Source organism: Pseudomonas sp. BIGb0164, assembly GCF_024810135.1.
Lineage (GTDB): Bacteria > Pseudomonadota > Gammaproteobacteria > Pseudomonadales > Pseudomonadaceae > Aquipseudomonas.
Genome location: NZ_JANUEA010000006.1, coordinates 1 through 24,490, shown reverse-complemented (window position 1 = coordinate 24,490; position 24,490 = coordinate 1). Strand labels below are relative to the sequence as shown.

The following is a 24,490-nucleotide window of genomic DNA, read 5'->3' as shown; positions in this document are numbered from 1 at the left end:
CCTGCGAGGCGGGTCCATCAGGTCACGGGGTTACAGCATCATCGGAGGAAAGCCAGGACTTCGCCCAGCAACAGGTCGGGGGCTTCTTCTGCAATGTAATGGCCGGCCGGCAGGGCCTTGCCACGCACATCGGTGGCGACTTTCTGCCACTCCTTGAGGGGTTCGAAACAGCGCCCGACCGTGCCCTCGGCGCCCCACATCACCAGCAATGGCAGGTTCAGGTGATTGCCGGCGTCGATGTCTGCCTGGTCGTGCTCAAGGTCGATGCCGGCGGCAGCCCGGTAATCTTCGCAGATGCCGGTGGCGCTGCCCGGCAGTTTCAGGCAGCGCAGGTATTCCGCGAAGGCTTCGTCGGTGAACGGCTTGAGCCCGGCACTGCGGCTGCCCATCACACTGCGCAGGTACAGCTCGGGGTTGCCCTCGATCAAGGCTTCCGGCAACGGCGCCGGGCGGATCAGGAAGAACCAGTGCCAGTAGGCGCGGGCAAAGGCTTCGTCGGTCTGGGCGTACATCGACAGGGTGGGAGCGATGTCCAGCAACACCATGCGTTGCACGCTGGCCGGATGGTCCAGGGCCAGGCGATGGGCGACGCGGGCGCCACGGTCGTGGGCCAGCACCGAGAACGTGTCGAAGCCCAAGGCTTGCATCAGCTCGACGCCGTCGCGGGCCATTTCGCGTTTTGAATAGTTGGTGTGACGCTCGTTGGCCGGCGGCTTGCTGCTGTCGCCATACCCGCGCAGGTCGGCGGCCACCACGGTGAAGTGTTCGGCCAGTTGTTCGGCGACTTTGTGCCAGATGACGTGGGTTTGCGGGTGCCCGTGCAGCAGGAGCAGGCCGGGACCTGTACCGCCTTTGCGGTAGCTGATGTCCACGCCGTTGACGTGGCAGCTGTCTTTTTGGAATCCGGCAAACATGGAATGACTCCTTGTGATGATTGCCTGCATCCTGAAATCACGCCGCCTTTGGGGCAAGGGGGAAAGCGTGGAGGGGTTGTTCATGAAGTGTGTAGCTGCTGTGGGTCATGCGACCCAATCCCTCAAACAAATGAGATCATCTGTGGGAGCGGGCTTGCTCGCGAAAGCGGAGTGTCAGCCACCTTATGGGTTGGCTCATACACCGTATTCGCGAGCAAGCCCGCTCCCACAGGTGATAGAGGGTGTTCATGCGATCTCAGCTTTGCTGGAACATCTCCATGGCACGCTGGCGGATTTGCGCTTCGGTCAGGTCCTCCTTGTGGGTGGCCAGGAACCACAGATGCCCGAAAGGATCCTTCACACTTGCCGAGCGGTCGCCATAAAACTGGTCTTTGGGCTCTGACACCACGCTGGCACCTGCTGCGACCGCTTGTTTGAATTGCGCATCCACATCCTCCACGTACAGATGCAGGCCGACACTGGTGTGTTCGGCGGGGTTGCGCAGGGCCATTTCATCGCAGGGCGTGCCCAGCATGATCGCCGAGTCGCCAATACGCAGTTCGGCGTGGCCGACTTTGCCGTCGGGCATGTCCAGACGCATGACTTGTATGGCGCCGAAGGCTTTTTTGTAGAACTCGATGGCTTCGGCGGCTTTGTTGATGCCCATGTAAGGCGTGACGCGGTGATAGCCCTCTGGAATGGGTTTGACGCTCATATCGTTCTCCTGGGTGGTGGTGATGGAGTCACGGCCTTTTCACTATAGGCCACGTGTCGCGAGGGCTGCGGCCAGCCGACGAGGTGTTCGCCAGGCAACAGTGAACGGGCAGATTGCTGCGCCATCAGCGCTCCTGGATCCGATTTATGCCGCCAAACCCCTGGTTTCAGGGCTCGGCACAGAAGCTGCAATAGCTCAGGCAAACCATTCGCCCGAGAGCGTTGTATGTCTGTACTGCCTGTATCTGCCGATTACCCGATCCACACCCCCGATGCCGAAATCATTCGCGACGAAGCCCACGCCATTGCGGTTGCCCACCGCGTTGCCGCGGTATTGCTGGAGCAGGACGCCGAGCGCGACCGTACGCGCCACGTGCCCGCCGACGTGGTGGACCTGTATTCCAACAGCGGCCTGTGGGGCATCAGCGTGCCGCGTGAGTTTGGTGGGGCGCAGGTGTCCTACGCGGTACTGGCCCAGGTGATTGCGATTATCTCGGCGGCTGACCCGTCGCTGGGGCAGATCCCGCAGAACCATTACTGCCTGCTGGAAGACATCCGCCTGCAAGGCACGCCTGAACAGCAGGCGCATTTCTTCGGCCTGGCACTGCAAGGCCATCGGTTTGCCAATGCGCTGTCGGAAACCGGCGGCAAACATGTGCAGGACATCCAGGCGACGATTCGCCGCGAAGGCGATGGCTATGTGATCAACGGGCGCAAGGGCTATTGCACCGGCTCGTTGTACGCCCATTGGCTGGCGGTGCTGGCGCTGGATGAACAGCAAAACGCGCAACTGGCTTTTGTAAAACGCGGCACCGAGGGCCTGGTGGTGGTGGACGACTGGGACAGCATGGGCCAGCGCACCACCTCCAGCGGCACGGTGCTGGCCGAGCAGTTGCGGGTGCCGGCGTTCAACCTGTTCCCGACGCATAAGTCCTACGATTCGCCGACATTGGCAGGCCCGTTCGCCCAACTGACCACCGCCGCCATCGACGCCGGTATTGCCCGCGCCGCGCTGCGTGACACGGTACAGTTCGTGCAGCAGTTCGCCCGGCCGTGGATCGATGCCGGTGTGGAAAAAGCCAGCGAAGACCCGTTGACCATCATCCAGGTCGGTGCGCTCGACATTCGCCTGGAAGCCGCTGAAGCCTTGCTGGAACGCGCAGGTGTAGCCCTGGATGCGGCACGCCCCGCGCCGGACGAAGACAACGTCGCCCATGCCTCCCTGGCGGTGGCCCGGGCCAAGGTGCTCACCACCGAAATCGCCATCGAAGCCAGCAACAAGCTGTTCGAACTCGGCGGCACCCGCTCGACCTTGAAGAAGCACAACTTCGATCGCCATTGGCGCAACGCCCGGGTGCACACCCTGCATGACCCGGTGCGCTGGAAGTACCACGTGGTGGGCAACTGGCTGCTCAACGGCGCCAAGCCGCCGCGCCACGATTGGTCGTAAGCCATGGCCGAATTGTTTAAACACATCTACTGGGCCGACATCGGCCAGGCGTGCCTGGAAACCCTGAGTATGCTCGCTGCCGCCCTGGGGTTTACCGTGCTGCTGGGGCTGCCGTTGGGCGTGGTGTTGTTCCTCACCGGCAAACGCCAGTTGCATGAGGCGCTGGGGGTGTACCGCGTGTTGTCGGTGGTGGTCAACGTGCTGCGCTCGCTGCCGTTCATCATCCTGCTGATTGTGTTGATCCCGCTCACCACCTTACTGGTGGGCACTTCCCTGGGCGTGCCGGGCACCATCCCGCCGCTGGTGGTGGGGTGCACACCGTTCTTTGCACGGTTGGTGGAAACCGCGCTGCGTGAAGTCGATCGCGGTGTGGTGGAGGCTACCCAGTCCATGGGCGCCAGTACTTGGCAGGTGATCCGCCACACGCTGCTGCCGGAGGCCCGGGGCGGGCTGCTGGCGGCGGTGACCGTGACCTCGATTGTGCTGGTGGACTACACCGCCATGGCCGGGGTGATCGGGGGCGGAGGCCTGGGTGACCTGGCGATTCGCTATGGCTACCAACGGTTCCAGACCGACGTGATGGTGGTCACCGTGGTGCTTCTGCTGGTGCTGGTGCAGGCCCTGCAGATGACCGGTGACCGTTTGGTGGCGCGTTACAGCCGCCGTTGAAACCTATAAAACTACTGCCTTCGGAGCCTTCATGAAAAAGTCCCTGGCCATTTTGGCCGCTGTCCTGTCGTTCAATGCGTTTGCCAACGAGACACTGGTGGTGGGCGCCACCCCCGTGCCCCATGCGGAAATCCTCGAGTTTGTGAAACCGGTGCTGGCCAAGGAAGGCGTGGACCTGCAGATCAAGGTCTTCACCGACTTCATCCAGCCCAACCAGCAGTTGGCCCTGAAGAACCTCGATGCCAACTACTACCAGTACCGCCCGTTCCTCGATGACTACAACAAGACCCGTCACACCGACCTGGTGCCGGTGGTGGGCGTGCACATCGAGCCCTTTGGCGCTTATTCGACGCGCATCAAAAACATCTCAGAGTTGAAGGACGGCGCCACCGTGTCGATCCCCAACGACCCGGTCAACACCGGCCGCGCCTTGGTGCTGCTGGATGAAGCCGGCCTGATCAAGCTCAAGGACCCGAGCAACACTCTGAGCACGCAGCGTGATATTGCGCAAAACCCCAAGCACCTGAAGATCCGTGAACTGGAAGGCGCCTTGCTGGCCCGTTCGGTGAGCCAGGTGGACCTGGCGTTCGTGTTTGCCAACTACGCGTTGGAAGCGGGGATCGACACCAACAGTGCGTTGATCGTGGAGAAGGGCAAGTCGCTGTACGTCGAGTACCTGGTGGCTCGGCCGGATAACATCAACGACCCGCGCATCCAGAAACTGGCCAAGGCGTTGAACTCCGATGAAGTGCGTCAGTTCATCCTGACCCGCTACAAGGGCCAGATTGCGCCGGGGTTCTGACCCGAGCGCAGATCAACTGTGGGAGCTGGCTTGCCTGCGATGGCGTCCGCAAAATCTCCATCGCCGGCAAGCCGGGCTCCTACAGGGATCGGGTTTTCAGGTCAGGTTTCGGGTGTGGGTTCCAACAGCTGCGCCCCCGGCCCACGCTCACCCAGTTGATCATCCTGGTTGCGCAACGGGCATGCCTCCATCGACAAGCACCCGCAACCAATACAGCCATTGAGCTTGTCCCGCAGCAACATCAGCTTGTTGATGCGTTCATCCAGGTCTTCCCGCCACAGCGCCGACAAACGCTCCCAATCCTGGGCGGTGGGCGTGCGGCCATCCGGCAGCGTCTGCAACGCCTCGCCAATCGTCGCCAGCGGAATCCCCAAGCGCTGGGCGATCTTGATCACCACCACCCGCCGCAGCACGTCCCGTGGATAACGCCGCTGGTTGCCGGCGTTGCGGTTGCTTTTGATCAGCCCCTTGGTTTCGTAGAAGTGCAGCGCCGTAACCGCCACGCCGCTGCGGGCCGCCAACTGGCCGACGGTGAGTTCTTTGTTCAGCATGACAATCTCCGAAACAACGCTTGACCTTGACTTAACTAGAGGTTTTACCCTGCGTGGCATCGAATCGCAAGATTCTGCCTACGGAGAGAGGGGAGTGTTCATGCAGGTATCAGAGAAGAATCGCAGTTTCACTCAGCTGATCGAATTCCAGATCGAACCCCATCAGCAAGGGGCCCTGGTGGCGGCGTTGTCCACCCAGAGCGAGCGCCTGGCCGAGGGCCATGGCGGTTTTTTGAGTGCGAGCGTGCAGGTCAGTGATGACGGGCGGCGGGTGCTCAATTACCTGCAGTGGCAGTCCCGCGAGGATGGCGAGGCCGCGTTCCAGCGCTTTGAGCAGGGCGAGGAAGATTTCTGGACGCTGATTCGCGCCCACCAGGCCACGGCCGTGACCTTCGGTTCGTTCCAGGTGCTGCGCAGTTTTGAGCGCAGCCATGACAACGCGTTGCACTGCCGCCTAAATGGATAAGTGCAACATGCGTTCGCCTTGTACGTTTTCGCCGGGGCGACGTTTGTTCACCGCCAGCTCGCCGATCTTGATCAGGCGGGTGCGCGTCACGTTGCGGCTCAGGCCCAGCAAGTTGGCGGTGTGCACCTGGTTGTAATGGCTGAAGCGGTAGGCGGCCCGTAGCAGCGCGTCCTCGACCTTTTCGTGCAGGGCTCCGGCCTGTTCCTCGAACAGTTTCTGAAAGGCGCGCTCCAGCAGGGCTTCGGCACTGTTGTCGGCGCTGTGCTGACTGTCGTCCTGGCGCTCGATGCGCATGTTCGACAGGCGCAGGTCATCCCGCTCGATCACGCCATTACGGCAGATCAACAGGGTGTGGTGAATCACGTTTTCCAGCTCGCGGATATTGCCCGGCCAGCTGTAGCTCTTGAGCTTGTGCTCGGCCTCACGGCTGATGGTGATCGGGCCGTAACCCAGGCGCTGGCTGTAGGCTTCGATGAAATGCCGGGTCAGCGGCAGGATGTCGCCGGGGCGCTCGCGCAGCGGGCTGAGTTCCAGGCTGACCACATCGAGGCGGTAATAGAGGTCTTCGCGGAAGTGCCCGGCGTTGATGGCCTTTTCCAGCTGCACATTAGTCGCGGCCAAGACGCGCACATCAATCGGAATGCTCTTGCGTGAACCCAGGCGCACTACCTCACGTTCCTGCAGGACGCGCAGCAACTTGACCTGGATCGCCATGGGCAAGTCGCCGATTTCATCGAGGAACAAGGTGCCGCCGTCCGCTTCTTCAAACCAGCCGGCCTTGGCGCTGAGGGCGCCGGTGAAGGCGCCTTTTTCATGGCCGAACAGTTCGGCTTCCACCAGGGATTCGGAGAACGCGCCGCAGTTCACCGCCACGAACGGCCGATTGCGGCGTGCGCTGAGGTTGTGGATATGCCGCGCCACCAGCTCTTTACCGGTGCCGGTTTCGCCGATGATCAGCACGCTGGCTTCGCTGGGCGCCACTTGCTGGATGTGATCGAGCAGCGCCTGGGATTTGGGGTCTTCGAAGACCTGGGCCGTGGCGCGGATCGAGGTCGCGAGGGCGGGCGAGGGCGGTAGGGTCAAAAGCTGCATGGGCACCTCTCTCAGGAGTAGAACGTGGGAATCGGCAGGGACTGGTTCAAGGCCCAGTCACCGAGTTCGTGGAGTTTGTAGTCCACCGGGTCGTGCAACGTCTGGGTGCGCAGGTTGCGCCAGTGGCGGTCCAGGCGCAGTGACGCGTGGGTGGAGCGTGCGCCGGTCACTTCAAACAGCCGGCTGCACAAATCCAGGCCCTGGCGAGTGGCGGCGACTTTGGCGGTGGCGATGGCGATGGCCAGTTGGCCGCGCTCGGCTTCGCTGAGGTTCGGGCCCTTGGCCCAGGCTTGATCGAGCAGCTCGGCGGCGCTTTCGACCAGCAGGCGTATACCCTCCAGGGCGACCCAGAAGTCGCCGTAGTGATGCAGCACGTAGGGGTCGTGGCGCACGTCATCGGCCGAGGATTTGTGCCACGAGCGGGTTTCGGTGAGGGTGTAGTGCCGTGCTTCTTCAAAGGCGCCTTCGGCAATGCCGAGGAACATATGGGTGAAGGTCAACTGTGCAATCAACGGGCGCAGGCAGGCAAAGGGCGTGCTCAGCGGGCCCGGGTCGAGCAGCAGTTCCGACTCTTCGACGCGCACCCGTTCGAAGCTGGCGCTGCCGCTGTCGGTCTGGCGTTGGCCGATGTTGTTCCAGTCATTGTGCAAGGTGATGCCGCTGCGCCCGCTGGGGATAGCGGCGATCAACAGTTTGCCGCCGGCATTTTCATCGACGGCGGAGGCAATCAGCATTTCCGAATCGCTGGCGCCGGAGCAGAAACTCTTCTTGCCGGAAAACTCGCGCCAGCCGCCGAAGTCCTTGACCACCGTGCGCGTGTCCAACGGGTTGAGGGCGTTGCCCCAGAACCAGTTTTTGCGGGCAGTCTGTTCGAACCAGGGTTGCCATTGGTCCGGGCGCGCAAACAGCCGCACGGTGGCGAGCATCAAGTGATGAAAACCGAAGACATGGGCGATGGAGCTGTCGACCTTGGCGAACTCACGCACGATGCCCAGGGTTTCACTCCAGCGTGCGCCGAGGCCGCCGTATTGGGTGGGGATGCTCAGGGCCAGCAGGCCGCTTTGGCGCAGGGCATCGCGCTCGGCTTTGGGCGTGCCGCCGCGCTCATCGCGCTCGACGGCGGTGAGGGCGAATTCGGCGGCCAGCAATTTGGCGGTCTGCACAGGCGATGGCAGGACGCTGTGGGGTTTGGCTGTCACACGGTGTTCCTCATTTTTTATCTGGCAATGAAGGCCAAATGTGGGAGCGAGCAAGCCCGCTCCCACATAAAGCCGATCTCACTGCCCTCAGGCCTTTGTGGTGGGCAACACATCGTTGGCAATCATTTCGCCAAACGGGCCCGTGAGGTTGGTCACGCCGCGCCCGGCCAGGCTCGCGTATGGCTCGGGCAGCAGCGGAAACACCAGTTCGGCAAAGCGGTAGGCTTCTTCCAGGTGCGGGTAGCCGGAGAAAATGAAGCTCTCGATCCCCAGGTCCGCGTATTCCTTGATGCGCTCGGCCACTTGCTGCGGGTTGCCCACCAGCGCCGTGCCGGCACCTCCACGCACCAGGCCGACGCCGGCCCACAGGTTGGGCGCGATTTGCAGGTTGTCGCGACGCCCGTCGTGCAGCGCGGCCATGCGGCGCTGGCCTTCGGAGTCAAAGCGCGAGAACGATTTTTGCGCGGCGGCGATGGTGTCGTCGCTGATGTGTTCGATCAGTTTGTCGGCGGCTTTCCAGGCCTCTGCTTCGGTTTCACGCACGATCACGTGCAGGCGAATGCCGAACTTCACGGTGCGCCCGTGGCGTGCGGCGCGTTCACGCACATCCGCGAGTTTTTGTGCGACGGCGGCAGGTGGCTCGCCCCAGGTCAGGTACACGTCCACCTGCTCGGCGGCGAGGTCGTGGGCGGCGTCGGAAGAACCGCCGAAGTACAGTGGCGGATAAGGTTTCTGCACCGGTGGGTAAAGCGCCTTGGCGTTCTGCACACGCAGGTGTTTGCCTTCGAAGTCCACCGATTCACCCTGCAACACACGGCGCCAGATGCGCAGGAATTCGTCGGTGACTTCATAGCGTTCGCTGTGGTCGAGAAAGCTGCCATCACCGCGGTTTTCGTCGGGATCGCCACCGGTGACCACGTTGATCAGCAGGCGACCGTTGGACAGGCGGTCCAAGGTCGCTGCCATGCGTGCGGACACCGTGGGCGAGATGATGCCCGGACGGATCGCCACCAGGTAGCGCAGGCGTTCGGTCAGCGGCACCAGCGCCGAGGCGATGACCCAGGAGTCTTCGCACGAACGCCCGGTAGGAATCAACACGCCGTGGTAACCCAGGCTGTCAGCCGCCTGGGCGACTTGCTTGAGGTAATTGAGAGTGACCGGCCGTGCGCCTTGGGTGGTGCCCAGGTAATGCCCGTCGCCGTGAGTCGGCAGAAACCAGAAAACATCCATGACAAATCCTTAGGCGATTTTCAGCAGGGAAGGTGCGTGTGCTGCAAACAACGGCGCCGCGCGTTCGGCCGCCAGTTGAATGCGGGCTTTGAGCAACTCGCTGGTGATTTGGTAGTCGGTGAAATCGGCCTCCGTGGCGTACACGCCAATCGGCAAGGTCAAGGCCTGGAAGAAGCTGAACAGCGGACGCAACTGGTGATCGAGCACCAGCGCGTGGCGCTCGCTGCCACCGGTGGCGGCGAGTAGCACGGGGGTGTTGATCAGCGCGTTGAGGCCAACCAGGTCGAACAAGTGCTTGAGCAGGCCCGGGTAGGAACCGCGATAGACCGGCGCGGCAACGATCAACAGGTCGGCCTGTTCGATGGCCAACAGTTGCGCTTCGACATCGGCCGGCAATTCATCACGTGACAGTGCGCCGCCAAGCGGCCGAGCGATGTCGCCCAGCTCGATCACGGTGGCCTCGATCGGCAGCAGGGTGGCCAGCTCGGCCAGCACAGCGTGGGTCAGGACGAGGGTGCGGGACGGGCGCCAGGTTCCGCCGGAGAGGGCAACGACATTCAGGGGACGGGTCATGAACAGTTCCTTTTTCAACAGTGGTTCATAGCAGGTGAGGTCAAACGCCTTGAGCAAGAGCTGTACCAAAGGCGCAAAGCCTTGGTGGACGGGGGCTGCAGGCTTACTGCTGAAAAATGAAGCTGTTGTCTGCCTGGTGTTTTGTTGAATGACTGTTGCCTGGGCAACAGTTGCGTGGCGAACAGTGTTGATCGGGCGTGAGGCAGTTATAGAGGGTTACTTTTATTCCGTAAATGAACGTATTTCCATATTTATAGATCGTTAAGAAATATAAAGGGTGTGCTATCGAGGGTGCCTGAACGGTTGATAGCGACTATCACGGCGGTTGATTTTTCGTTGCCAAGGGCCGGGAGTAGCCTGTGTTCATTGACTTAAAACCTCTTTCGCAGGGCCTTCGCCATGAACCGTTTCCTCGCCGTTTGCTTGTTAGTTGTCAGCGCTGTTCTCGCCGGGTGTGCGGCCCATCCTTCCCCTGAGTTGCGCCCCTACACCGCTGAAGAGAGCAAGCAGTTGGCGTTGGAAGCGCTGAGCCGGCGCGGCCTGTCGTTTGACGAGTACCAACAGCAGCGAGCTGCGCTGACCGGCCAGCCGCAGAAAGCCTTTGGTTTTGATCAGCAGGCCGAGATGAATGCACAGCAATCTGCTCACCACGGTGGTCGCGCGAGCTGATGTCTATCCGACGGTAGGTAACGGCGAGGATTTGACGGCGAGTTGCGCCCCAACTAGAACTTAGCTGTAGCAAATCATCACGCCTGAGCTGCAGGTGGATGGTTGGGTTGAGTGTCTGTTGGCTCCTGTCTCTATGGCTTTACGCCATGTCGTGGTCACGCAGTGGAATAGCCTTGCAAGACATTCAGAATTGGAGCTCTGAAGCCCAGTAGCGTTTTGGATGGGTTTCCTGCCGGGTGTTTCGCAGCAGGACGGTGAATGTGTAGTCCTTCCTGGATGGAAGAACCACTTGGCTTGCCAATGGATCGCAAGTCATGAAGCTATTTCCGCGTTTTTCCCGCGTGTTGTCGATCGGACTCATCGGCTTGGCTGTATTGGCCGTTCTGCTTTATTTCTTTTACACGCCCGCTCGGACGCCAGCGCCTGACTTGCCTTCTCAGGCCTGTACGGCGCCGGCTTATGAAGCGGGCAAGGCTTACGCGCAGGGCGACCAGGTGCAGAATGTCGGCCGACAATTTGAATGCTGGAAGGATGAAGAGGCACCGCTTGGCATCGGCAGTTGGCAATGGTGCAAGCAGCCCGACTACAACCCGGGCCTGCCCGCCGGCAATGGGGCGATCATCTGGCCGGACGCCTGGAAAGACTTGGGCGAATGTGGAGGTTTCCAGGGCAACCGACTGACCTTGAGTTTCGCCACGTTGAGCGGCCGTGGACCCATCGGCAACCCGGTGCCGGGTGTGGCGCGTGCCGATCAAATCGTCACAGGCGTGTTGCGTTGCAAGGCCGACGAAATCCCCATCAGCGCCAAATCCGGCGAGACGATCCATCTCGACAACTTGAAGGCCTGCGATTATCAATTGGTGATGAACGTGGCGGATGGCTTTGTGCCGTTGAACACGCCGCGAATTGTTTCTTTCCTGCGCGAGGAGGGCGAGGAACACGCCGTTACCCTCAAGTATCGGCCACCGGTACGCGCAGACAAACTCAGTGGCCTGCCGGGTATCAAAATCGAATTGTTTGCCCAGGGCCTGATTCAGCCGCGGCAAATGGCGATGGGCAAGAACGTGCTGTACGTCGGCTCCAGTGCGATTCCTTCTTACGTCTATGACGGAAAAATCGCCGATATGATCTACGCCTTGCCACTCGACAGCGCGGGCAAACCGACCGGTATCCATGTGGTTGCCAGCGGTCTCGAAGAGCCCCATGGCGTGGTGTATCGCGACGGTGACTTGTACTACTCGACCACCGGCGGCCTTTATCGCGTGCGCGACGCCGATGCGCACTACAAGGACCCTTCTCCAGAGTTGGTGTTCAAGTTCCCAGCCGATGACTCGGTGTTCCCGTTGCCTCCTGTCAGTTCGGGTTCGAGCACGCGCTTCTGGCATATGAAGCACCCTTTGCATTTCAATCCGCTGGACCCCGCCGACAAGGGCCTGTACACCGCGGTCGGCATACCGTGCAACCTGTGCATGATTCCCGCCGACCCGCGCTACGGCACGTTGTTGCGCTATGACACGGTGACCGGCAAGGCCGAGATACTGGCTAAGGGCGTGCGCAATTCCGTGGGGTTTGACTGGAACCCCAAGACCGGTGAAATCTGGTTTACCGATAACAATCGCCAGGGGTACCCCAACCCCGATGAGCTCAATCGCATCAGCGGCGCCCACCAGCACTTTGGCGTGCCTTATCTGTTTGGCAAAGGGACGCCCGGCTTTACCGAGGAAGAGTTTCGCAACCCGGGCGTCATTCAGCCGCCCTTGGTGCAGGGGGCGATTGTTTCCGACAAATCCTTGCAGCAGATCGACCCGAAAGACTATGTGCCAGCCGCCTTTGAGCTGGGCACCAATACCGCGCCTCTGGGGCTTAAGTTCTGGGAGGGCTTCCCGGCGCGCGCGGGCACCCAGAATATGTTGGTGGCTGTGCACGGTGCGGGTACGGCAGAGCGGCCGGGCATGGACGTGCGGATTGTGTCGATCCAGAACGGCACGCGAGTGGTCAATCAAATCCCGCTGATCAACGGGTTTATCCAGGACCCTCAACGTTTTGATGTGTATTGCCTGGACGATTCCTGCGTCGGCCGGCCAGCAGATTTCCTGGAGTTGGCGGACAAAAGCCTGTTGGTGTCAGACGATGTCGCCGGGGTGATCTACCGCGTCAGCTATGACCCTGCGGGCCTGCCGGACACGCAACTGACCTTGCGTCCCATGCTGGCTCCCGCCCCTGAGTTGGAAGACGAAATGCTCAGTGGCACGCTGGTTTCACCGGGCGGCAATACCCGGCAGTTCCATACGTCGTTCAACCCTGCGGACAGTGAGGCTGCCTTGATTCTAAACGGCTTGCCCTACGGCACCTATCAGGTGCGACTCAACGACGTGAAAAACTGGATTCCCCAAGTGCGAAACACACAGGTCATCTTGTCAGCCGAGAACAGCAAACCGACGGTGAACCTGCAGTACCGTGAACGGCCGATCAAGCTGGATATCAAGATTACGCTGTTGGCGCCTCCCAAACCCACCTCGGTGACGGCTGCCAAGTGGCACTTCACCGTGCAGAAAAAAGACCCGGTAGGGGCTGCGCCGGAAGTGGTCGAGGTGCCTTGGGGAGAGAGCGTCACGCGGCTGTTCGACTACGGAGAGTTCGACATCCTTTATCCCTATTATGCGCAAGAGAAACCGCAGCCTGAGCGTGTGTCCCTGCGGATCAACGAAGAAAGCCAGGACGAACAATTGACACCGATTGCCTATCGCCACGAGCCGAAGCTGGGCGAAACGGTGCTGGCCGAGGCGTGCACCAAATGTCATGCGGTGGAGTTCTTCAAGAACCTGCGCATGGCTGTGGCGTGGAGCGCTGCGGGCCAGGATGCGCTGGTCAGGCAGATTCAGAGCATGCCGGTCGCCGGGCATTGTGATACCACCTGTGCCACCGAGATCAGCAAGCACTTGTTTGACGTGGTGTGGGCGCCCTACCTGAGCCCGAACGATGCGTATGGCTTGCGGCAGGTGCGGCTGTTGACCCGTGATGAATACGCCAACAGCGTGTGGGATATTTTGGCGGTGGCAGTTAACACCGAAAAATTGCCTGCAGACAAATCGGAAAAAGACTTCAAGTACCCAGGCGAAGCCAGCATGGGATTCCTGCAGGCTGAAGACATCAAGCAACTGTATGAGATGGCTGTCTCCATCGCCGAGCGGGTGTCGCCCGAGCAACTCAAACGGCTTGAATCCGCGACCGACAGCCAGTCGGTGGGGGCACTGGGCTACAGGCTGTTTCGGCGTCATCTGACCGAAGCCGAACTGGCGCGTTATCAGGCCGTACTTGATGAGCACGGGGAGCGGGCGCTGGTCACGGCATTGTTGCTGTCCCCTCACTTTCTGTATCGCTCGGAACTGGGGCAGGCAGTGGCAGGGCAAGGTGGCGTCTACAAGCTGACGCCTTACGAGGTGGCGACGGCGTTGTCCTACACCTACCAAGGCACTACTCCAGACGCGCTGCTGCTGGCCAAGGCTGAGCGCAATGAATTGCAGACACCAGAGCAAATAACGGCCGAGATCGACCGGATGATGCACACCGACCGTGGTCTGGAGCATTTCAATCGGTTCATCAGCTACTACATCAAGACGCAGCGCGGCGTGCAGGAAAAACCGGGATTGGATGCGCCGATGATCCAACTGATGACTCAGGAACAAGCATTGTTGACCCGCCATGTCATGCTTGACGGCAGGGGCACGCTGGACGAGTTGTTCAACCCCGGCGTGACTTTCCTTAACCGGGCGCTGGCCGAGCACTACGGTATCAGTGGGGTCACGGGCGATGCGATGCAGAAGGTGGCCGTGGATGAAAAACGCGGTGGCCTGCTGCACTTGGGGCTCTTCCAGGCGGCGACTTCCGACTACAAGGTCACCTCGCTGGTCAAACGCGGCATTGCGATTCGCGAAAACCAGTTCTGCCGAGAGTTCGGTGCGCCCGTCGAGGCCGAGCCTACGGAACCCACTTATCCGCCGCGTGCCATCACGACCCGTGAACGCTGGGACCTGGTCAACGGTGAGCAGGCTTCGGGCGGGCGTTGCTGGCAGTGCCATCAATATATGAACGACACCGGCTCGTCGATGGAGCATTACGATGCTACCGGACGTTACCGCCAGCAGGAGCCGGCCTACAACTACACGGAGTTTCCTGTGCAGTTGCCGATCAAGTCGTCTGGCCCGTTCATTGGCGTTGACGGGACGGTGCCCATCGAGGATGTGCGGGACATCTCCAAGTTGATCGCACACAACTCTGCATCGTTGTTTTGCATGGCAGACAGCTACTTTCGTTTTGCCTCGGGTAACAAATCCGACGAGTCCACGTCCGCAACGGTCAAGGCGATCACCGACGGGTTGAAGGGAACCGGCTCGTTGCCGGCGATGCTGCGAACGCTGGGCACCTCCAACGCGTTCCAATTCAAGACGCAGAGGGATTGATCATGGATATCTTGAAGAGCCGTCGTCGTTTCCTGGCCGGGCTGGCCGCCATGGGCGTGTTTGCACCGCTCACGCAGTGCGGCCTGGCCCGCATGGCCTTGGCGGGGCAAACCGAGCAAGCCAAGCTCAAGGTCGTATTTTTTGTGGTGCCTGACGGTTTGGCCGTGGACTCTGCGTCGGCTTATTCCAGCGATGGACGAGGCTTTTGGCATCCCAGTGCCCGTGCTCTGGATACGTCTGACTTTCAGCTCAACGAAGTCAGCCAGGAGCTGGCGGCGTATAAAAATCAATCCCTTTATGTGCGTGGCACCATCCTGGGGCCGGGCAATGAAGGTCACAACGGCTGGACGTGGGCCTTGCGCGACAGTGCGAAGAAAATGGCCTCGATTGATGTGTTGCTGGGGCGGCACATGCCGGGCACTGACCCGTCCCAGCGCAGCCTTTTTTCGGGGCCGCACTCGGGGATTGATGGCACCGCCTGGCAGGTCTCGTGGGAAGGGCCGGAAAGTGGTGGCGCCATGCGCAGGCCTGAGCAGGATCCGGTGTTGATGTACGAAAAGATCTTCGGCTCTGTCAGTCGTGATCTGCGCGAGCAACTGACGCGCAACAAGCATGTGTTCGACCCGGTACTGGCTGACATCAACGAGCTGCGAGGCAGGCTCGCCGGGGCGCAAAAACAGAAACTCGACACACAGCTTGATTCTGTGGAGCAAACCATGAAGGACATGGAGGAAACGCTCCCACCGATTGGTGAGTGTTCACCGCTGGCGTTGGAGGAGGTGCCGTTCAAGTCTGCGCAGTTTCGTAACCAAGTACAAAGCAGTCATCATCAAGTGGTTGCGACTGCATTGGCGTGTGGCATTACCCGTGTGGCTACGATTCAAGTGGGGCGCTCGGCGGAGTCGCTCAATATCCTGGATGTCAGCGACGTGACCAACCCCCATGATTGCGCGCACCGTCTTGGAGGATTGGACGTGTGGAAAAAATCCCGGCAGTGGTACACCCAACGGGCAAAGCTGTTTATGGATGAGCTGGCGCGCCAGGCAGACCCCGATGTTCCCGGCGATAGTTTGCTCAAGCACACGTTGGTGGTGTTGACCAGTGAGATGGCGGATGGTGCGCCTGAACACACCAAGGATATGCCGTTGGTGTTGATGGGCGGGGCCAGCGGTTTGCTCAAGAGTGGTGACGGCGCAGGGCGTTATTTCAATATCACGGCACAGGGCGACCGGCATCAGGAGGGTAACCCGGTGATCGGCAATACCATGGTCGATATGCAGCGCATTTGGGCCACTATCGCCAGGGCCGCTGGAACGACTGTGCCGTACGGTGGGAATGTGGATCCGGTAACCGGGATATTCACCAACGTTTAAATCGCCGCAAACACGACAAAATGCCGGAAAGTCCGTGGGAACGACTTTTCGGCTTTTTTTATTTAGGCCCAATCGTTCTAACGGCCCCAGCGTTCAGGCTGTTAAGCTGAAAATCAGGAACGTTCCTACGCCTATCCACGATAACCTGGTCTTTCTTTTATGGCATCCAGTCGGGTAAACCTGACGGCCCTTGTTCTGGTCGATGCCCCTGGGAGCGTTACTCTCGGGACATGCTCTGCGAGTCTTTAACGTCATGAATAAACGTCCGTTGTATTTCGACTACGCCGCCACCACCCCGGTGGATGAGCGGGTTATCCAGGTGATGGTCGAGTGCCTGGGTTTCAATGCCAATTTCGGCAACCCTGCGTCCAGCTCCCATGCGTTTGGCCAGGCGGCCCGGCAAACGGTCGAGCAGGCGCGTCGCCAGGTGGCCGAGCTGGTGGGGGCCCAGGCTGAGCAGATCGTCTGGACCTCCGGCGCGACCGAATCCAATAACCTTGCCATCAAGGGCGTGGCCCAGGCACGCGGTGTGGCGGGTGGGCATGTCATCACCAGCCAGATCGAGCACAAGGCAACCCTGGACACCGCGCGGCAGTTGCAGGAAGCCGGCGTGGCCGTGACCTACCTGGTGCCGGATGCCGAAGGCTTGATCAGTGCCGAGGCTGTGAGCGAAGCGCTGCGTGAAGACACCTTCCTGGTGTCGCTGATGTTGGTCAACAATGAATTGGGCACCCTGAACGATATCCCGGCCATCGGTGCGCGAGTGCGTGAGCATGGCGCGCTGCTGCATGTGGATGCCGCGCAGGGGGCAGGCAAGGTGGCGATCGACCTGGCCGAGTGGCCGGTGGACCTGATGTCGTTTTCTGCACACAAGGTGTATGGCCCCAAAGGCATTGGCGCGCTGTACGTCGGGCCGCGAGCGCAGCAGAAGGTGCTGGCGCAGATTCACGGCGGTGGCCACGAAGGCGGTTTGCGTTCCGGCACCCTGGCGACGCATCAGATTGCCGGCATGGGCACCGCGTTTGCCCTGGCGGCACAGGCGTTTGTCGAGGAGAAGGTCGCGATTGTCGCCCTGCGTCAACGCTTGCTGGATCAGTTAGAGTCCGTCGCAGGCGTGCGCTTGAATGGCAGCCTCACCCAACGTATTCCCCATACCTTGAGCCTTACGTTCGACGAGGGTGAGTTCAACCCCGCTGCGTTGAGCGCAGGGATTGCCTTTTCGGCCACGTCGGCCTGCAATTCGGCCAGCAATGCGCCGTCCCACGTGCTTCTGGCCCTGGGCCACGATGCCCGCAGCGCTGGGCGCACCATTCGCCTGAGCCTGGGGCGGTTCACTACCGAGCAGGATATCGACCAGGCGGTACAACTGATCAAGGCGGCCCTCGCCACTGCTCCGGCGTTCTGGGCGGTCTGAATTTCCAATCGCAACACATAACAATTATTCGTGGTTAGCAGGAGACACAATGAGTACGCAGCCTTTGACCCATGGAACGGTTCCCCAGCGCTTGGCGCATACCCGCGAACTGATGAGCCGCGAGGGCGTCCACGCCCTGCTGGTGCCGTCGGCGGACCCGCATTTGTCGGAATACCTGCCGGGTTACTGGCAGGGGCGCCAATGGTTGTCGGGGTTCCACGGTTCGGTGGGGACATTGATTGTCACCGCCGATTTCGCCGGTGTCTGGGCCGATAGCCGGTATTGGGAGCAGGCGACCAAGGAACTTAAGGGCAGTGGCATCGAGCTGGTGAAATTGCAGCCGGGCCAACCTGGCCCGCTGGAATGGCTGGCAGAGCAGACCCCGGAAGGCGGTGTGGTGGCAGTGGATGGCGCAGTGATGGCGGTGGCGTCGGCACGTACCCTGGGGGCCAAACTGGCGGAACGTGGCGCGCGTTTACGCACTGATATCGACCTGCTTGATGAAGTGTGGCAGGACCGCCCGGCATTGCCGAACCAACCGATCTACCAGCACTTGCCGCCGCAGGCCACCGTCAGCCGCGGAGAAAAACTCGCTGCCTTGCGGGCGAGTTTGAAAGAGAAGGGCGCCGATTGGCATTTCATCGCCACCCTGGATGACATCGCCTGGCTGTTCAACCTGCGTGGCGGTGATGTGTCGTTCAACCCGGTGTTCGTGTCGTTCGCGTTGGTCAATCAACAGCAGGCCACGCTGTTTGTGGCGCTGAGCAAGGTCGATGCCGAACTGCGTGCCGTGCTTGAGCAAGACGGCGTCACCCTGCGCGATTACAGTGAAGTGGCCGATGCGCTGCGCGCTGTTCCGTCGGGCGTGAGCCTGCAGGTTGATCCCGCTCGCGTCACCACAGGCTTGCTGGAAAACCTTGACGCAGGGGTGAAACTGATTGAAGGGCTGAACCCGACCACGCTGGCCAAGTCGCGCAAGAGCCTGGCTGACGCGGAACACATCCGCCAGGCCATGGAGCAGGATGGCGCAGCCCTGTGCGAGTTCTTCGCCTGGCTGGACGGCGCGGTGGGCCGCGAACGTATCACCGAGCTGACTATTGATGAACACCTGACCGCAGCCCGTACCCGTCGCCCGGGTTATGTGTCGTTGAGTTTCAACACGATTGCGGCGTACAACGCCAATGGTGCGATGCCGCACTACCACGCAACCGAAGAAGAGCACGCGGTGATCGAAGGTGACGGCTTGTTGCTGATCGATTCGGGTGGCCAGTACTTGGGGGGCACCACCGACATCACGCGGATGGTGCCTATCGGTACGCCGAGCGAGGAGCAGAAACGCGACTGCACACGCGTGCTGAAAGGCGTGATTGCCTTGTCCCGTGCGCATTTCCCCAAAGGCATTCTGTCGCCCTTGCTCGATTCGATTGCGCGTGCACCGATCTGGGCCGAAGGCGTGGACTACGGTCACGGCACCGGGCACGGCGTAGGCTATTTCCTCAATGTGCATGAAGGTCCGCAAGTGATCGCCTATCAGGCAGCGACTGCGCCACAAACCGCGATGCAGGCGGGGATGATCACGTCGATCGAACCGGGGACTTATCGCCCAGGCCGTTGGGGTGTGCGTATCGAGAACCTGGTGCTGAACCGTGAAGCGGGCAAGACGGAGTTTGGCGAGTTCCTCAAGTTTGAAACCCTGACCTTGTGCCCGATTGATACCCGTTGCCTGGAGCCATCGTTGCTGACGGTGGAAGAGCGCGAGTGGTTCAACGCCTATCACGCAGAGGTGTGTGAGCGCCTGAGCCCGTTGCTCAGTGGCGCGGCGCTTGAGTGGTTGCAGGTGCGCACGGCGGCTATCTGATCGCTTGCAGCTCGGGGGCCTGAGCCAGGGCGTCGGCCAGGTAGTCGACGAACGCCTTGACCCGGGCCGACTGGCGGCGATTGGGTGCCGACACCGCATGGATCGGCAGCGACTGCGGGGTGTAGTCCTGCAACAGCGCCACCACGCGGCCGGCTTTCAAGTCATCGTAGAACAGCCACAGGGGCGAAAGCGCAACGCCTAGCCCCGTCAACACCATCTCCCGCACCGCTTCAGAGTTATTGCTCTGGGCGTTGCCGGTGATGCGCACGGTGTGTCGCTTACCCTCTTTTTCGTAGGTCCACTGGTTTTGGCTGCTCAACAGGTTGAAGAGCAGGCAATTGTGCTGGGCGAGATCCTGCGGTGTGTGCGGGGCCGGATGCCGGGCCAGGTAGGCCGGGCTGGCCAGGGTGACACGGTGGGTGGTGCCGATTTGCCGGGCGATCAAGCCGCTGTCGCGCAGCTCGCCAATGCGCAGGGTCACGTCCAGGCCTTCACTGACCAGGTCTTGCAGTTGATCGCTGAGTTGCAGGTCAACGTGTACATCGGGGTATTGCTGCAGGAAACCGCTCAACCGCGAGGCGATATGCAGGTGGCCAAAGCTCACGGACGAACCGATGCGCAAGGGGCCGGCGATGCTTTCCTTGCCGGTCTGGAAGCTGTGTTCGGCGGCGTCCACGGCGGCGAGGATTTCTCGGCAATGGCTGTAGTACCGCTGACCTTCGTCGGTCAGGGACAGGTGGCGGGTGCTGCGGGAGATCAGTTTGCCGCCCAGTTCCTGTTCCAGGGCACGCAGCACTTTGCTGATGGTGGGCTGGGTGGTCTGCAGTTCCCGGGCGACGGCGGAAAAGCTGCCGCGTTCGATCACTCGAACAAAAATCGCCATCGCGTTGAGTTTGTCCATGATGCGGTCCATTCATGCCATTTGCGCATGGGTACTATAGCGGGTTGGCGTCTTATCGGCATGAGTGGGCGGGTGGATCATTGGCCTCACTTTCAATGAACCGAGATTGCCGAAATGACCGATACGACTGAAATGCAGGCGCTGGTGGTGGACACCGTCGACGCACCTTTTCGCCTGACAGCCATCGCCAAGCCGGTGGCGGGCGCTGGGCAGGTGCTGGTGCGTATACACGCCGTCGGCCTCAACCCTTTGGATGCGAAAGTTCGCGCAGGCCAGGCGGCACATGCTCAACAACCGCTGCCGGCGATCCTCGGCATGGACCTGGCGGGGACTGTCGAAGCGATGGGTGCGTTGGCGGGTGAATGGCAGGTGGGCGATGAGGTTTACGCGTTAGGGGCAGGGATTGGCGGTGCGCAAGGCGCGTTGGCTGAATACGCGGTGGTCGATGCGCGTTTGTTGGCGCGAAAACCCGCGTCCCTGGGGATGCGTGAAGCCGCCGTATTGCCGCTGGTGCTGATTACTGCCTGGGAAGGCTTGGTTGACCGTGCTCATGTAGGCCCTGGGCAAAAAGTCTTGATTCAAGGTGGTGCGGGGGGTGTAGGGCATGTCGCGGTGCAATTGGCTCTGGCTTATGGCGCGGATGTTTATGCGACGGGGTCTGCGAAACACCGGGCGACCATTGAAGGGTTGGGCGCCACCTTTATCGACTATCAGCAACACACGGTGGAAGCGTATGTGGCGCTCTACACCGAGGGTGAGGGGTTCGACATTGTGTATGACACCGTTGGGGGCGCGACGCTGGATGCCTCGTTTCGAGCGGCCAAGACCTATCACGGCCATGTGGTGAGCTGCCTTGGTTGGGGGCAGCATAGCCTGGCACCGTTGTCGTTCCGTGGGGCGACCTACTCGGGTGTCTTTACGTTGTTGCCGTTGTTGACGGGCAAGGGCCGCGAGCACCATGGGCAGATACTGGCCAAGGCGGCCCGCTTGATCAACGCCGGCAAGCTGAAGCCGATCATGGACCCTCATCATTTCGACCTGCTGACTGCCAATGCCGCTTACGACTTGCTCGCAAGCGGCGCTCAAGGACGCTTGGCGATCGAGATCTAGCGCAGGGCTTCGCGCACAAAATCCAGACGGTCCTGACCGAAGAACAGCCGGTTGCCTACAAACAGGCTGGGTGCGCCGAAGACGCCGCGCTGCACGGCTTGTTCGGTCTTGTCCTTGAGTGCGGCCTTTACGGTTTCATCGTTGGCCAGGGCTAGGACCTGCTCCGGATCAAAGCCCTGTTCGGTCAGTACTTGCGCGACCACTGCTGGGTCACCCAGGTGGCGGCCTTCTACCCACAGGGCTCTGAACAGGCAATCAATAAAGTCGAGGAAGCGTTCTGGTTGGTGCATCTGGACGCCGGTGACGGCCCGCATCAGCACCAGGGTGTTGATGGGGAAGTGCGGGTTGAACTTGAGGGGCACGTTGTAGCGCTGGGCATAGCGCGCCAGGTCATCGAACATGTAGCGGCCCTTGGCGGGAACGGTGATGGGCGAGGCATTGCCGGTGGCTTTGAATACACCGCCCAATAACATGGGTTGATAGATCAGTTGCGCGCCGGTGTCGGCACACAGCGCAGGCAATTGGGTGTAGGCCAGGTAGGTGGCGGGGCTGCCGAGGTCGAAGAAGAATTCCAGGGTTTTACTCATGGTCGGTGCTCGCTGCTTATTGTTATGGGGTGTTTACCAGGGTTCGTTCCAGGGGCGCAGGTCCAATTCAAAGGTCCAGGCGTCGCGTGGCTGGCTGTGCAGGTACCAGTAGTTGTCGGCGATGTGGTCGGGGTTGAGGATGCCATCCTGATCTTTAAGGGCGTATTTCTGCGGGAAATTGTCGCGAATGAAGTCGGTGTCGATGGCGCCGTCGACCACCACGTGAGCGACGTGGATGTTCCTGGGCCCGAGTTCTCGCGCCATGCTTTGCGCCAAGGCGCGGATACCGTGCTTGGCGCCGGCGAACGCGGCGAAACCTGCAGCCCCGCGTAAACCTGCGGTGGCACCGGTGAACAGGATAGTGCCACGGTTACGGGTGACCATGCGCTTGGCCACTTCCCGCGCATTCAGGAAGCCTGAAAAACAGGCCATTTCCCAAATCTTGAAATACTTGCGGGCGGTTTCTTCGAGGATGCTGCACGGCACGTTGGCGCCGATGTTGAAGACGAAGGCTTCGATGGGGCCTAACTGGGTCTCGATCTGTTCGATGAGCGCGATGACATCGTCTTCCTTGCGCGCATCACAGGCAAAGCCGTGGGCTTCGCCGCCCGCTGACTGGATGCTGTCGACCAGGGGCTGCAATTTGTCAGCGCTGCGACGGGTGACGCAGGCCACATAACCCTCGCGCGCGAAGCGTTTGGCGATGGCGCCACCCGTGGCGTCACCGGCACCCACTACCAATACGATTTTCTTGTTGTGTGTCATGGGGACTCCTTTGGCTCGATTATCGAGCAGGAGTCTAGACGCCGCGCTGGGAATGCCGGGAATGGATTGAATAAATGAATGCGAGCAGTCAGCGAAAGACTGCTCGAGCGCTTATTTGCAGATGACGATCATGCTGCGGCTGGTATAGCCGGCTGGGTTGAGGCCGAAAGGGTAGTCCCCAGGCTCTTCCGAATTGTCACCGGACTTGGCGATAACGCGGTAGCCCTTGGCGCCACATGAATTGGTTGCACTGGTGTAGCACTGATCCCAGGAGGAGGACAGGCCGGAACAGTTGATATGCAGCCCTTTTTTGCCCCGTTTCACTTCTGTCTTGGTGGTCGCGGCACAGCCAGCCATGGCCACGACCATTAACAGTATCAAAATTCGCTTCATTCCTATCCTTAATAGCCGCTTCGCAAAAAACGCCGGAAGCAGGCTCTACTCGCTCTCGAGTGTAGCGTTCGTGCTGTCCTTGTCGAAATTCTCCATGAATGACATTCGTTTACGACATAAACATGGCCTAAATGAACGGCAAATACTAGAGCTACTTTTAAAGATGATTAATCTGCCGGCACCAGTGGTTTGGATTCGTTGCGCATTGTCAGGGTGGCACCTACGGATGCCAGAATGATGCAGGTGATGGCCATCCATTGTGCAAAGGACAAATGTTCTTGCAGGAAGAAAAGACCAGAGAGGGCGCCGAATGCGGGTTCGATGCTCATCAGGGTGCCGAAGGTACGCGCAGGAAGACGGGTGAGGGCAACCATCTCCAGGGTGTAGGGCAGGGCGGTTGACAGAATGGCGACGCCAATGGCGATGGGAATGAGGGCGGGTGTGAGCAACGCTGAGCCGGCGTGCACGATTCCGATGGGCGCAACAAACAGGGCGGCGATCATGACGCCGAGGGCGGCGGTCTGTACGCCGTTGTCATTGCCGGCCTTCTGGCCGAACAGAATGTAGAGTGCCCAGCAGACACCGGCGCCCAACGCATAGGTGGCACCGATCAGGTCGATCCCACTGCTGGCTTCGCCCGTGGGTATCAATAGGAGCAGGCCGGCTACTGCGAGGGCAATCCATAGAAAGTCGACTGCTCGGCGGGAAGCGTAGATAGCGACGGCGAGGGGACCGGTGAATTCCAGTGCCACAGCGATGCCCAGGGGGACCGTGCGCAAGGACATATAGAAGAGGAAGTTCATTCCACCCAACGCCATCCCATAGACGATCACTGTGCGCAGTGACTTGGCCGTCAATTTAGCGCGCCATGGGCGCAATAGAAGCAGCATGATCACGCTGGCGAATATCAGGCGCAGGGTGGTGGTGCCTTGGGCGCCGACGATGGGGAACATGCTCTTGGCCAGCGAGGCGCCGGACTGGATGGATGCCATGGCGATCAGTAGCAAGCCGACAGGAAACAGCGCAGAAGCCAGGCTGCGGGGGGAGGTGGTCATTGGAGGTGTTCGTCCGGAGTCTTGGTAGAGGAGCAGAAGCCGCTATGATGCTTAAGTGTGCAGGGTTGAGCAATATATTGCTCAATATTCCTGGGCGTGCTTTCTATATAGAGCGTTGCCGGGGCTTTTGGGCAAATTGATAGAAAGATTAAATTAAGGGTTGACGGCAGATTCTGGAAGCCTATAATTCGCCCCACTTCCGGCGCAGTCGAAACGGAAAACTCCTTGAGTTTCAATGAGTTAAG

23 protein-coding genes are annotated in these 24,490 nt (G+C 60.6%); 10 read left to right on the top strand and 13 right to left on the bottom strand.

Translation table 11 applies throughout. The annotated features are described in order from the left end of the window. Positions 1–38 precede the first annotated feature (38 nt). Together M2394_RS16735 and M2394_RS16730 are read right to left on the bottom strand one after the other, a co-directional pair. Positions 39–914, bottom strand: a complete 876-nt coding sequence (locus tag M2394_RS16735; RefSeq protein WP_259173197.1) for an alpha/beta fold hydrolase — start codon at positions 912–914, stop codon at positions 39–41. A gap of 256 nt (positions 915–1,170) precedes the next feature. Continuing rightward, on the bottom strand, positions 1,171–1,629 hold the full coding sequence (locus tag M2394_RS16730) for a VOC family protein (protein WP_178920120.1): 459 nt from the start codon (positions 1,627–1,629) through the stop codon (positions 1,171–1,173). A 225-nt stretch (positions 1,630–1,854) separates the two neighbouring features. Here M2394_RS16730 and M2394_RS16725 point away from each other — a divergent pair, with 225 nt between their 5' ends. Genes M2394_RS16725 through M2394_RS16715 form a run of 3 tightly spaced genes read left to right on the top strand, consistent with a single transcriptional unit; the run spans position 1,855 to position 4,549 of the window. Next, the gene (locus tag M2394_RS16725) at positions 1,855–3,078 is read left to right on the top strand and encodes an SfnB family sulfur acquisition oxidoreductase (RefSeq protein ID WP_259173196.1); all 1,224 of its coding nucleotides are present in this window, start codon (positions 1,855–1,857) and stop codon (positions 3,076–3,078) included. 3 nt (positions 3,079–3,081) lie between these two features. Continuing rightward, complete coding sequence (locus tag M2394_RS16720) at positions 3,082–3,747, top strand: methionine ABC transporter permease (protein WP_176996402.1); 666 nt, start codon at positions 3,082–3,084, stop codon at positions 3,745–3,747. Between the two features lie 31 nt (positions 3,748–3,778). After that, positions 3,779–4,549 carry a MetQ/NlpA family ABC transporter substrate-binding protein gene (locus M2394_RS16715; protein ID WP_178920118.1) on the top strand — a complete coding sequence of 257 codons (771 nt, stop codon included), beginning with the start codon at positions 3,779–3,781 and terminating at the stop codon, positions 4,547–4,549. A gap of 101 nt (positions 4,550–4,650) precedes the next feature. Here the strand turns inward: M2394_RS16715 and soxR are convergent, their stop codons facing one another. Continuing rightward, complete coding sequence (gene soxR / locus M2394_RS16710) at positions 4,651–5,100, bottom strand: redox-sensitive transcriptional activator SoxR (protein WP_178920117.1); 450 nt, start codon at positions 5,098–5,100, stop codon at positions 4,651–4,653. 100 nt (positions 5,101–5,200) lie between these two features. Here soxR and M2394_RS16705 point away from each other — a divergent pair, with 100 nt between their 5' ends. Beyond that, positions 5,201–5,566: an antibiotic biosynthesis monooxygenase gene (locus M2394_RS16705; protein WP_178920116.1), complete on the top strand. Its 366-nt coding sequence runs from the start codon at positions 5,201–5,203 to the stop codon at positions 5,564–5,566. On the opposite strand, the gene M2394_RS16700 is transcribed toward M2394_RS16705, so the two are convergent. From M2394_RS16700 to msuE, 4 genes are all read right to left on the bottom strand, one after another. Next, entirely contained in the window at positions 5,555–6,658 is a 1,104-nt protein-coding gene (locus M2394_RS16700; protein WP_176996398.1) for a sigma-54-dependent Fis family transcriptional regulator, read from the bottom strand. The two genes, M2394_RS16705 and M2394_RS16700, sit on opposite strands and share 12 nt — an antisense overlap. An 11-nt stretch (positions 6,659–6,669) precedes the next feature. Further along, positions 6,670–7,857 carry an acyl-CoA dehydrogenase family protein gene (locus M2394_RS16695; RefSeq protein ID WP_178920115.1) on the bottom strand — a complete coding sequence of 396 codons (1,188 nt, stop codon included), beginning with the start codon at positions 7,855–7,857 and terminating at the stop codon, positions 6,670–6,672. An 87-nt stretch (positions 7,858–7,944) separates the two neighbouring features. Next, on the bottom strand, positions 7,945–9,087 hold the full coding sequence (gene ssuD / locus M2394_RS16690; RefSeq protein ID WP_178920114.1) for an FMNH2-dependent alkanesulfonate monooxygenase: 1,143 nt from the start codon (positions 9,085–9,087) through the stop codon (positions 7,945–7,947). Between the two features lie 9 nt (positions 9,088–9,096). Further along, a complete protein-coding gene (msuE, locus tag M2394_RS16685) occupies positions 9,097–9,660 on the bottom strand; it encodes an FMN reductase (protein ID WP_178920113.1) in 564 nt (187 codons plus the stop codon). A gap of 399 nt (positions 9,661–10,059) precedes the next feature. On the opposite strand from msuE, the gene M2394_RS16680 reads away from it, so the two are divergent. The 5 genes from M2394_RS16680 to M2394_RS16660 all read left to right on the top strand — a co-directional run bounded on the left by M2394_RS16680 (position 10,060) and on the right by M2394_RS16660 (position 19,434). Next, positions 10,060–10,329 carry a hypothetical protein gene (locus tag M2394_RS16680; RefSeq protein WP_178920112.1) on the top strand — a complete coding sequence of 90 codons (270 nt, stop codon included), beginning with the start codon at positions 10,060–10,062 and terminating at the stop codon, positions 10,327–10,329. A 314-nt stretch (positions 10,330–10,643) separates the two neighbouring features. Continuing rightward, a complete protein-coding gene (locus M2394_RS16675; protein ID WP_259173195.1) occupies positions 10,644–14,789 on the top strand; it encodes a DUF1592 domain-containing protein in 4,146 nt (1,381 codons plus the stop codon). A gap of 2 nt (positions 14,790–14,791) precedes the next feature. After that, positions 14,792–16,162 (top strand): DUF1552 domain-containing protein, encoded by a 1,371-nt coding sequence (locus M2394_RS16670; RefSeq protein ID WP_259173194.1) that lies wholly within the window; start codon positions 14,792–14,794, stop codon positions 16,160–16,162. A gap of 253 nt (positions 16,163–16,415) precedes the next feature. Beyond that, on the top strand, positions 16,416–17,576 hold the full coding sequence (locus M2394_RS16665) for a cysteine desulfurase family protein (protein ID WP_178920109.1): 1,161 nt from the start codon (positions 16,416–16,418) through the stop codon (positions 17,574–17,576). Positions 17,577–17,625: 49 nt separating this feature from the next. Then, a complete protein-coding gene (locus M2394_RS16660; RefSeq protein WP_178920108.1) occupies positions 17,626–19,434 on the top strand; it encodes an aminopeptidase P family protein in 1,809 nt (602 codons plus the stop codon). On the opposite strand, the gene M2394_RS16655 is transcribed toward M2394_RS16660, so the two are convergent. Then, positions 19,427–20,335: a LysR family transcriptional regulator gene (locus tag M2394_RS16655; protein WP_178920107.1), complete on the bottom strand. Its 909-nt coding sequence runs from the start codon at positions 20,333–20,335 to the stop codon at positions 19,427–19,429. The two genes, M2394_RS16660 and M2394_RS16655, sit on opposite strands and share 8 nt — an antisense overlap. Positions 20,336–20,449: 114 nt before the next feature. On the opposite strand from M2394_RS16655, the gene M2394_RS16650 reads away from it, so the two are divergent. Further along, positions 20,450–21,445 (top strand): zinc-dependent alcohol dehydrogenase family protein, encoded by a 996-nt coding sequence (locus M2394_RS16650; protein ID WP_259173193.1) that lies wholly within the window; start codon positions 20,450–20,452, stop codon positions 21,443–21,445. Here the strand turns inward: M2394_RS16650 and M2394_RS16645 are convergent. The 5 genes from M2394_RS16645 to M2394_RS16625 all read right to left on the bottom strand — a co-directional run. Further along, positions 21,442–22,032 carry a 2-hydroxychromene-2-carboxylate isomerase gene (locus M2394_RS16645; protein ID WP_259173191.1) on the bottom strand — a complete coding sequence of 197 codons (591 nt, stop codon included), beginning with the start codon at positions 22,030–22,032 and terminating at the stop codon, positions 21,442–21,444. The two genes, M2394_RS16650 and M2394_RS16645, sit on opposite strands and share 4 nt — an antisense overlap. A 33-nt stretch (positions 22,033–22,065) precedes the next feature. Continuing rightward, entirely contained in the window at positions 22,066–22,797 is a 732-nt protein-coding gene (locus M2394_RS16640) for an SDR family oxidoreductase (protein WP_259173190.1), read from the bottom strand. Positions 22,798–22,908: 111 nt separating this feature from the next. Continuing rightward, positions 22,909–23,190 carry a hypothetical protein gene (locus tag M2394_RS16635; protein WP_176996385.1) on the bottom strand — a complete coding sequence of 94 codons (282 nt, stop codon included), beginning with the start codon at positions 23,188–23,190 and terminating at the stop codon, positions 22,909–22,911. A gap of 167 nt (positions 23,191–23,357) precedes the next feature. Then, positions 23,358–24,245: a threonine/homoserine exporter RhtA gene (gene rhtA / locus M2394_RS16630; RefSeq protein ID WP_178920103.1), complete on the bottom strand. Its 888-nt coding sequence runs from the start codon at positions 24,243–24,245 to the stop codon at positions 23,358–23,360. After that, on the bottom strand, positions 24,242–24,490 hold a 249-nt coding region (locus M2394_RS16625; RefSeq protein ID WP_259173189.1), incomplete at its 5' end, for a hypothetical protein. The genes M2394_RS16625 and rhtA, both read right to left, overlap by 4 nt.

Bases quoted from the DNA above. Each gene is read 5' to 3' on its own strand.
- M2394_RS16735 (WP_259173197.1), bottom strand. From the start codon at position 914: ATGTTTGCCGGATTCCAAAAAGACAGCTGCCACGTCAACGGCGTGGAC.
- M2394_RS16730 (WP_178920120.1), bottom strand. From the start codon at position 1,629: ATGAGCGTCAAACCCATTCCAGAGGGCTATCACCGCGTCACGCCTTAC.
- M2394_RS16725 (WP_259173196.1), top strand. From the start codon at position 1,855: ATGTCTGTACTGCCTGTATCTGCCGATTACCCGATCCACACCCCCGAT.
- M2394_RS16720 (WP_176996402.1), top strand. From the start codon at position 3,082: ATGGCCGAATTGTTTAAACACATCTACTGGGCCGACATCGGCCAGGCG.
- M2394_RS16715 (WP_178920118.1), top strand. From the start codon at position 3,779: ATGAAAAAGTCCCTGGCCATTTTGGCCGCTGTCCTGTCGTTCAATGCG.
- soxR (WP_178920117.1), bottom strand. From the start codon at position 5,100: ATGCTGAACAAAGAACTCACCGTCGGCCAGTTGGCGGCCCGCAGCGGC.
- M2394_RS16705 (WP_178920116.1), top strand. From the start codon at position 5,201: ATGCAGGTATCAGAGAAGAATCGCAGTTTCACTCAGCTGATCGAATTC.
- M2394_RS16700 (WP_176996398.1), bottom strand. From the start codon at position 6,658: ATGCAGCTTTTGACCCTACCGCCCTCGCCCGCCCTCGCGACCTCGATC.
- ssuD (WP_178920114.1), bottom strand. From the start codon at position 9,087: ATGGATGTTTTCTGGTTTCTGCCGACTCACGGCGACGGGCATTACCTG.
- msuE (WP_178920113.1), bottom strand. From the start codon at position 9,660: ATGACCCGTCCCCTGAATGTCGTTGCCCTCTCCGGCGGAACCTGGCGC.
- M2394_RS16680 (WP_178920112.1), top strand. From the start codon at position 10,060: ATGAACCGTTTCCTCGCCGTTTGCTTGTTAGTTGTCAGCGCTGTTCTC.
- M2394_RS16675 (WP_259173195.1), top strand. From the start codon at position 10,644: ATGAAGCTATTTCCGCGTTTTTCCCGCGTGTTGTCGATCGGACTCATC.
- M2394_RS16670 (WP_259173194.1), top strand. From the start codon at position 14,792: ATGGATATCTTGAAGAGCCGTCGTCGTTTCCTGGCCGGGCTGGCCGCC.
- M2394_RS16665 (WP_178920109.1), top strand. From the start codon at position 16,416: ATGAATAAACGTCCGTTGTATTTCGACTACGCCGCCACCACCCCGGTG.
- M2394_RS16660 (WP_178920108.1), top strand. From the start codon at position 17,626: ATGAGTACGCAGCCTTTGACCCATGGAACGGTTCCCCAGCGCTTGGCG.
- M2394_RS16655 (WP_178920107.1), bottom strand. From the start codon at position 20,335: ATGGACAAACTCAACGCGATGGCGATTTTTGTTCGAGTGATCGAACGC.
- M2394_RS16650 (WP_259173193.1), top strand. From the start codon at position 20,450: ATGACCGATACGACTGAAATGCAGGCGCTGGTGGTGGACACCGTCGAC.
- M2394_RS16645 (WP_259173191.1), bottom strand. From the start codon at position 22,032: ATGAGTAAAACCCTGGAATTCTTCTTCGACCTCGGCAGCCCCGCCACC.
- M2394_RS16640 (WP_259173190.1), bottom strand. From the start codon at position 22,797: ATGACACACAACAAGAAAATCGTATTGGTAGTGGGTGCCGGTGACGCC.
- M2394_RS16635 (WP_176996385.1), bottom strand. From the start codon at position 23,190: ATGAAGCGAATTTTGATACTGTTAATGGTCGTGGCCATGGCTGGCTGT.
- rhtA (WP_178920103.1), bottom strand. From the start codon at position 24,245: ATGACCACCTCCCCCCGCAGCCTGGCTTCTGCGCTGTTTCCTGTCGGC.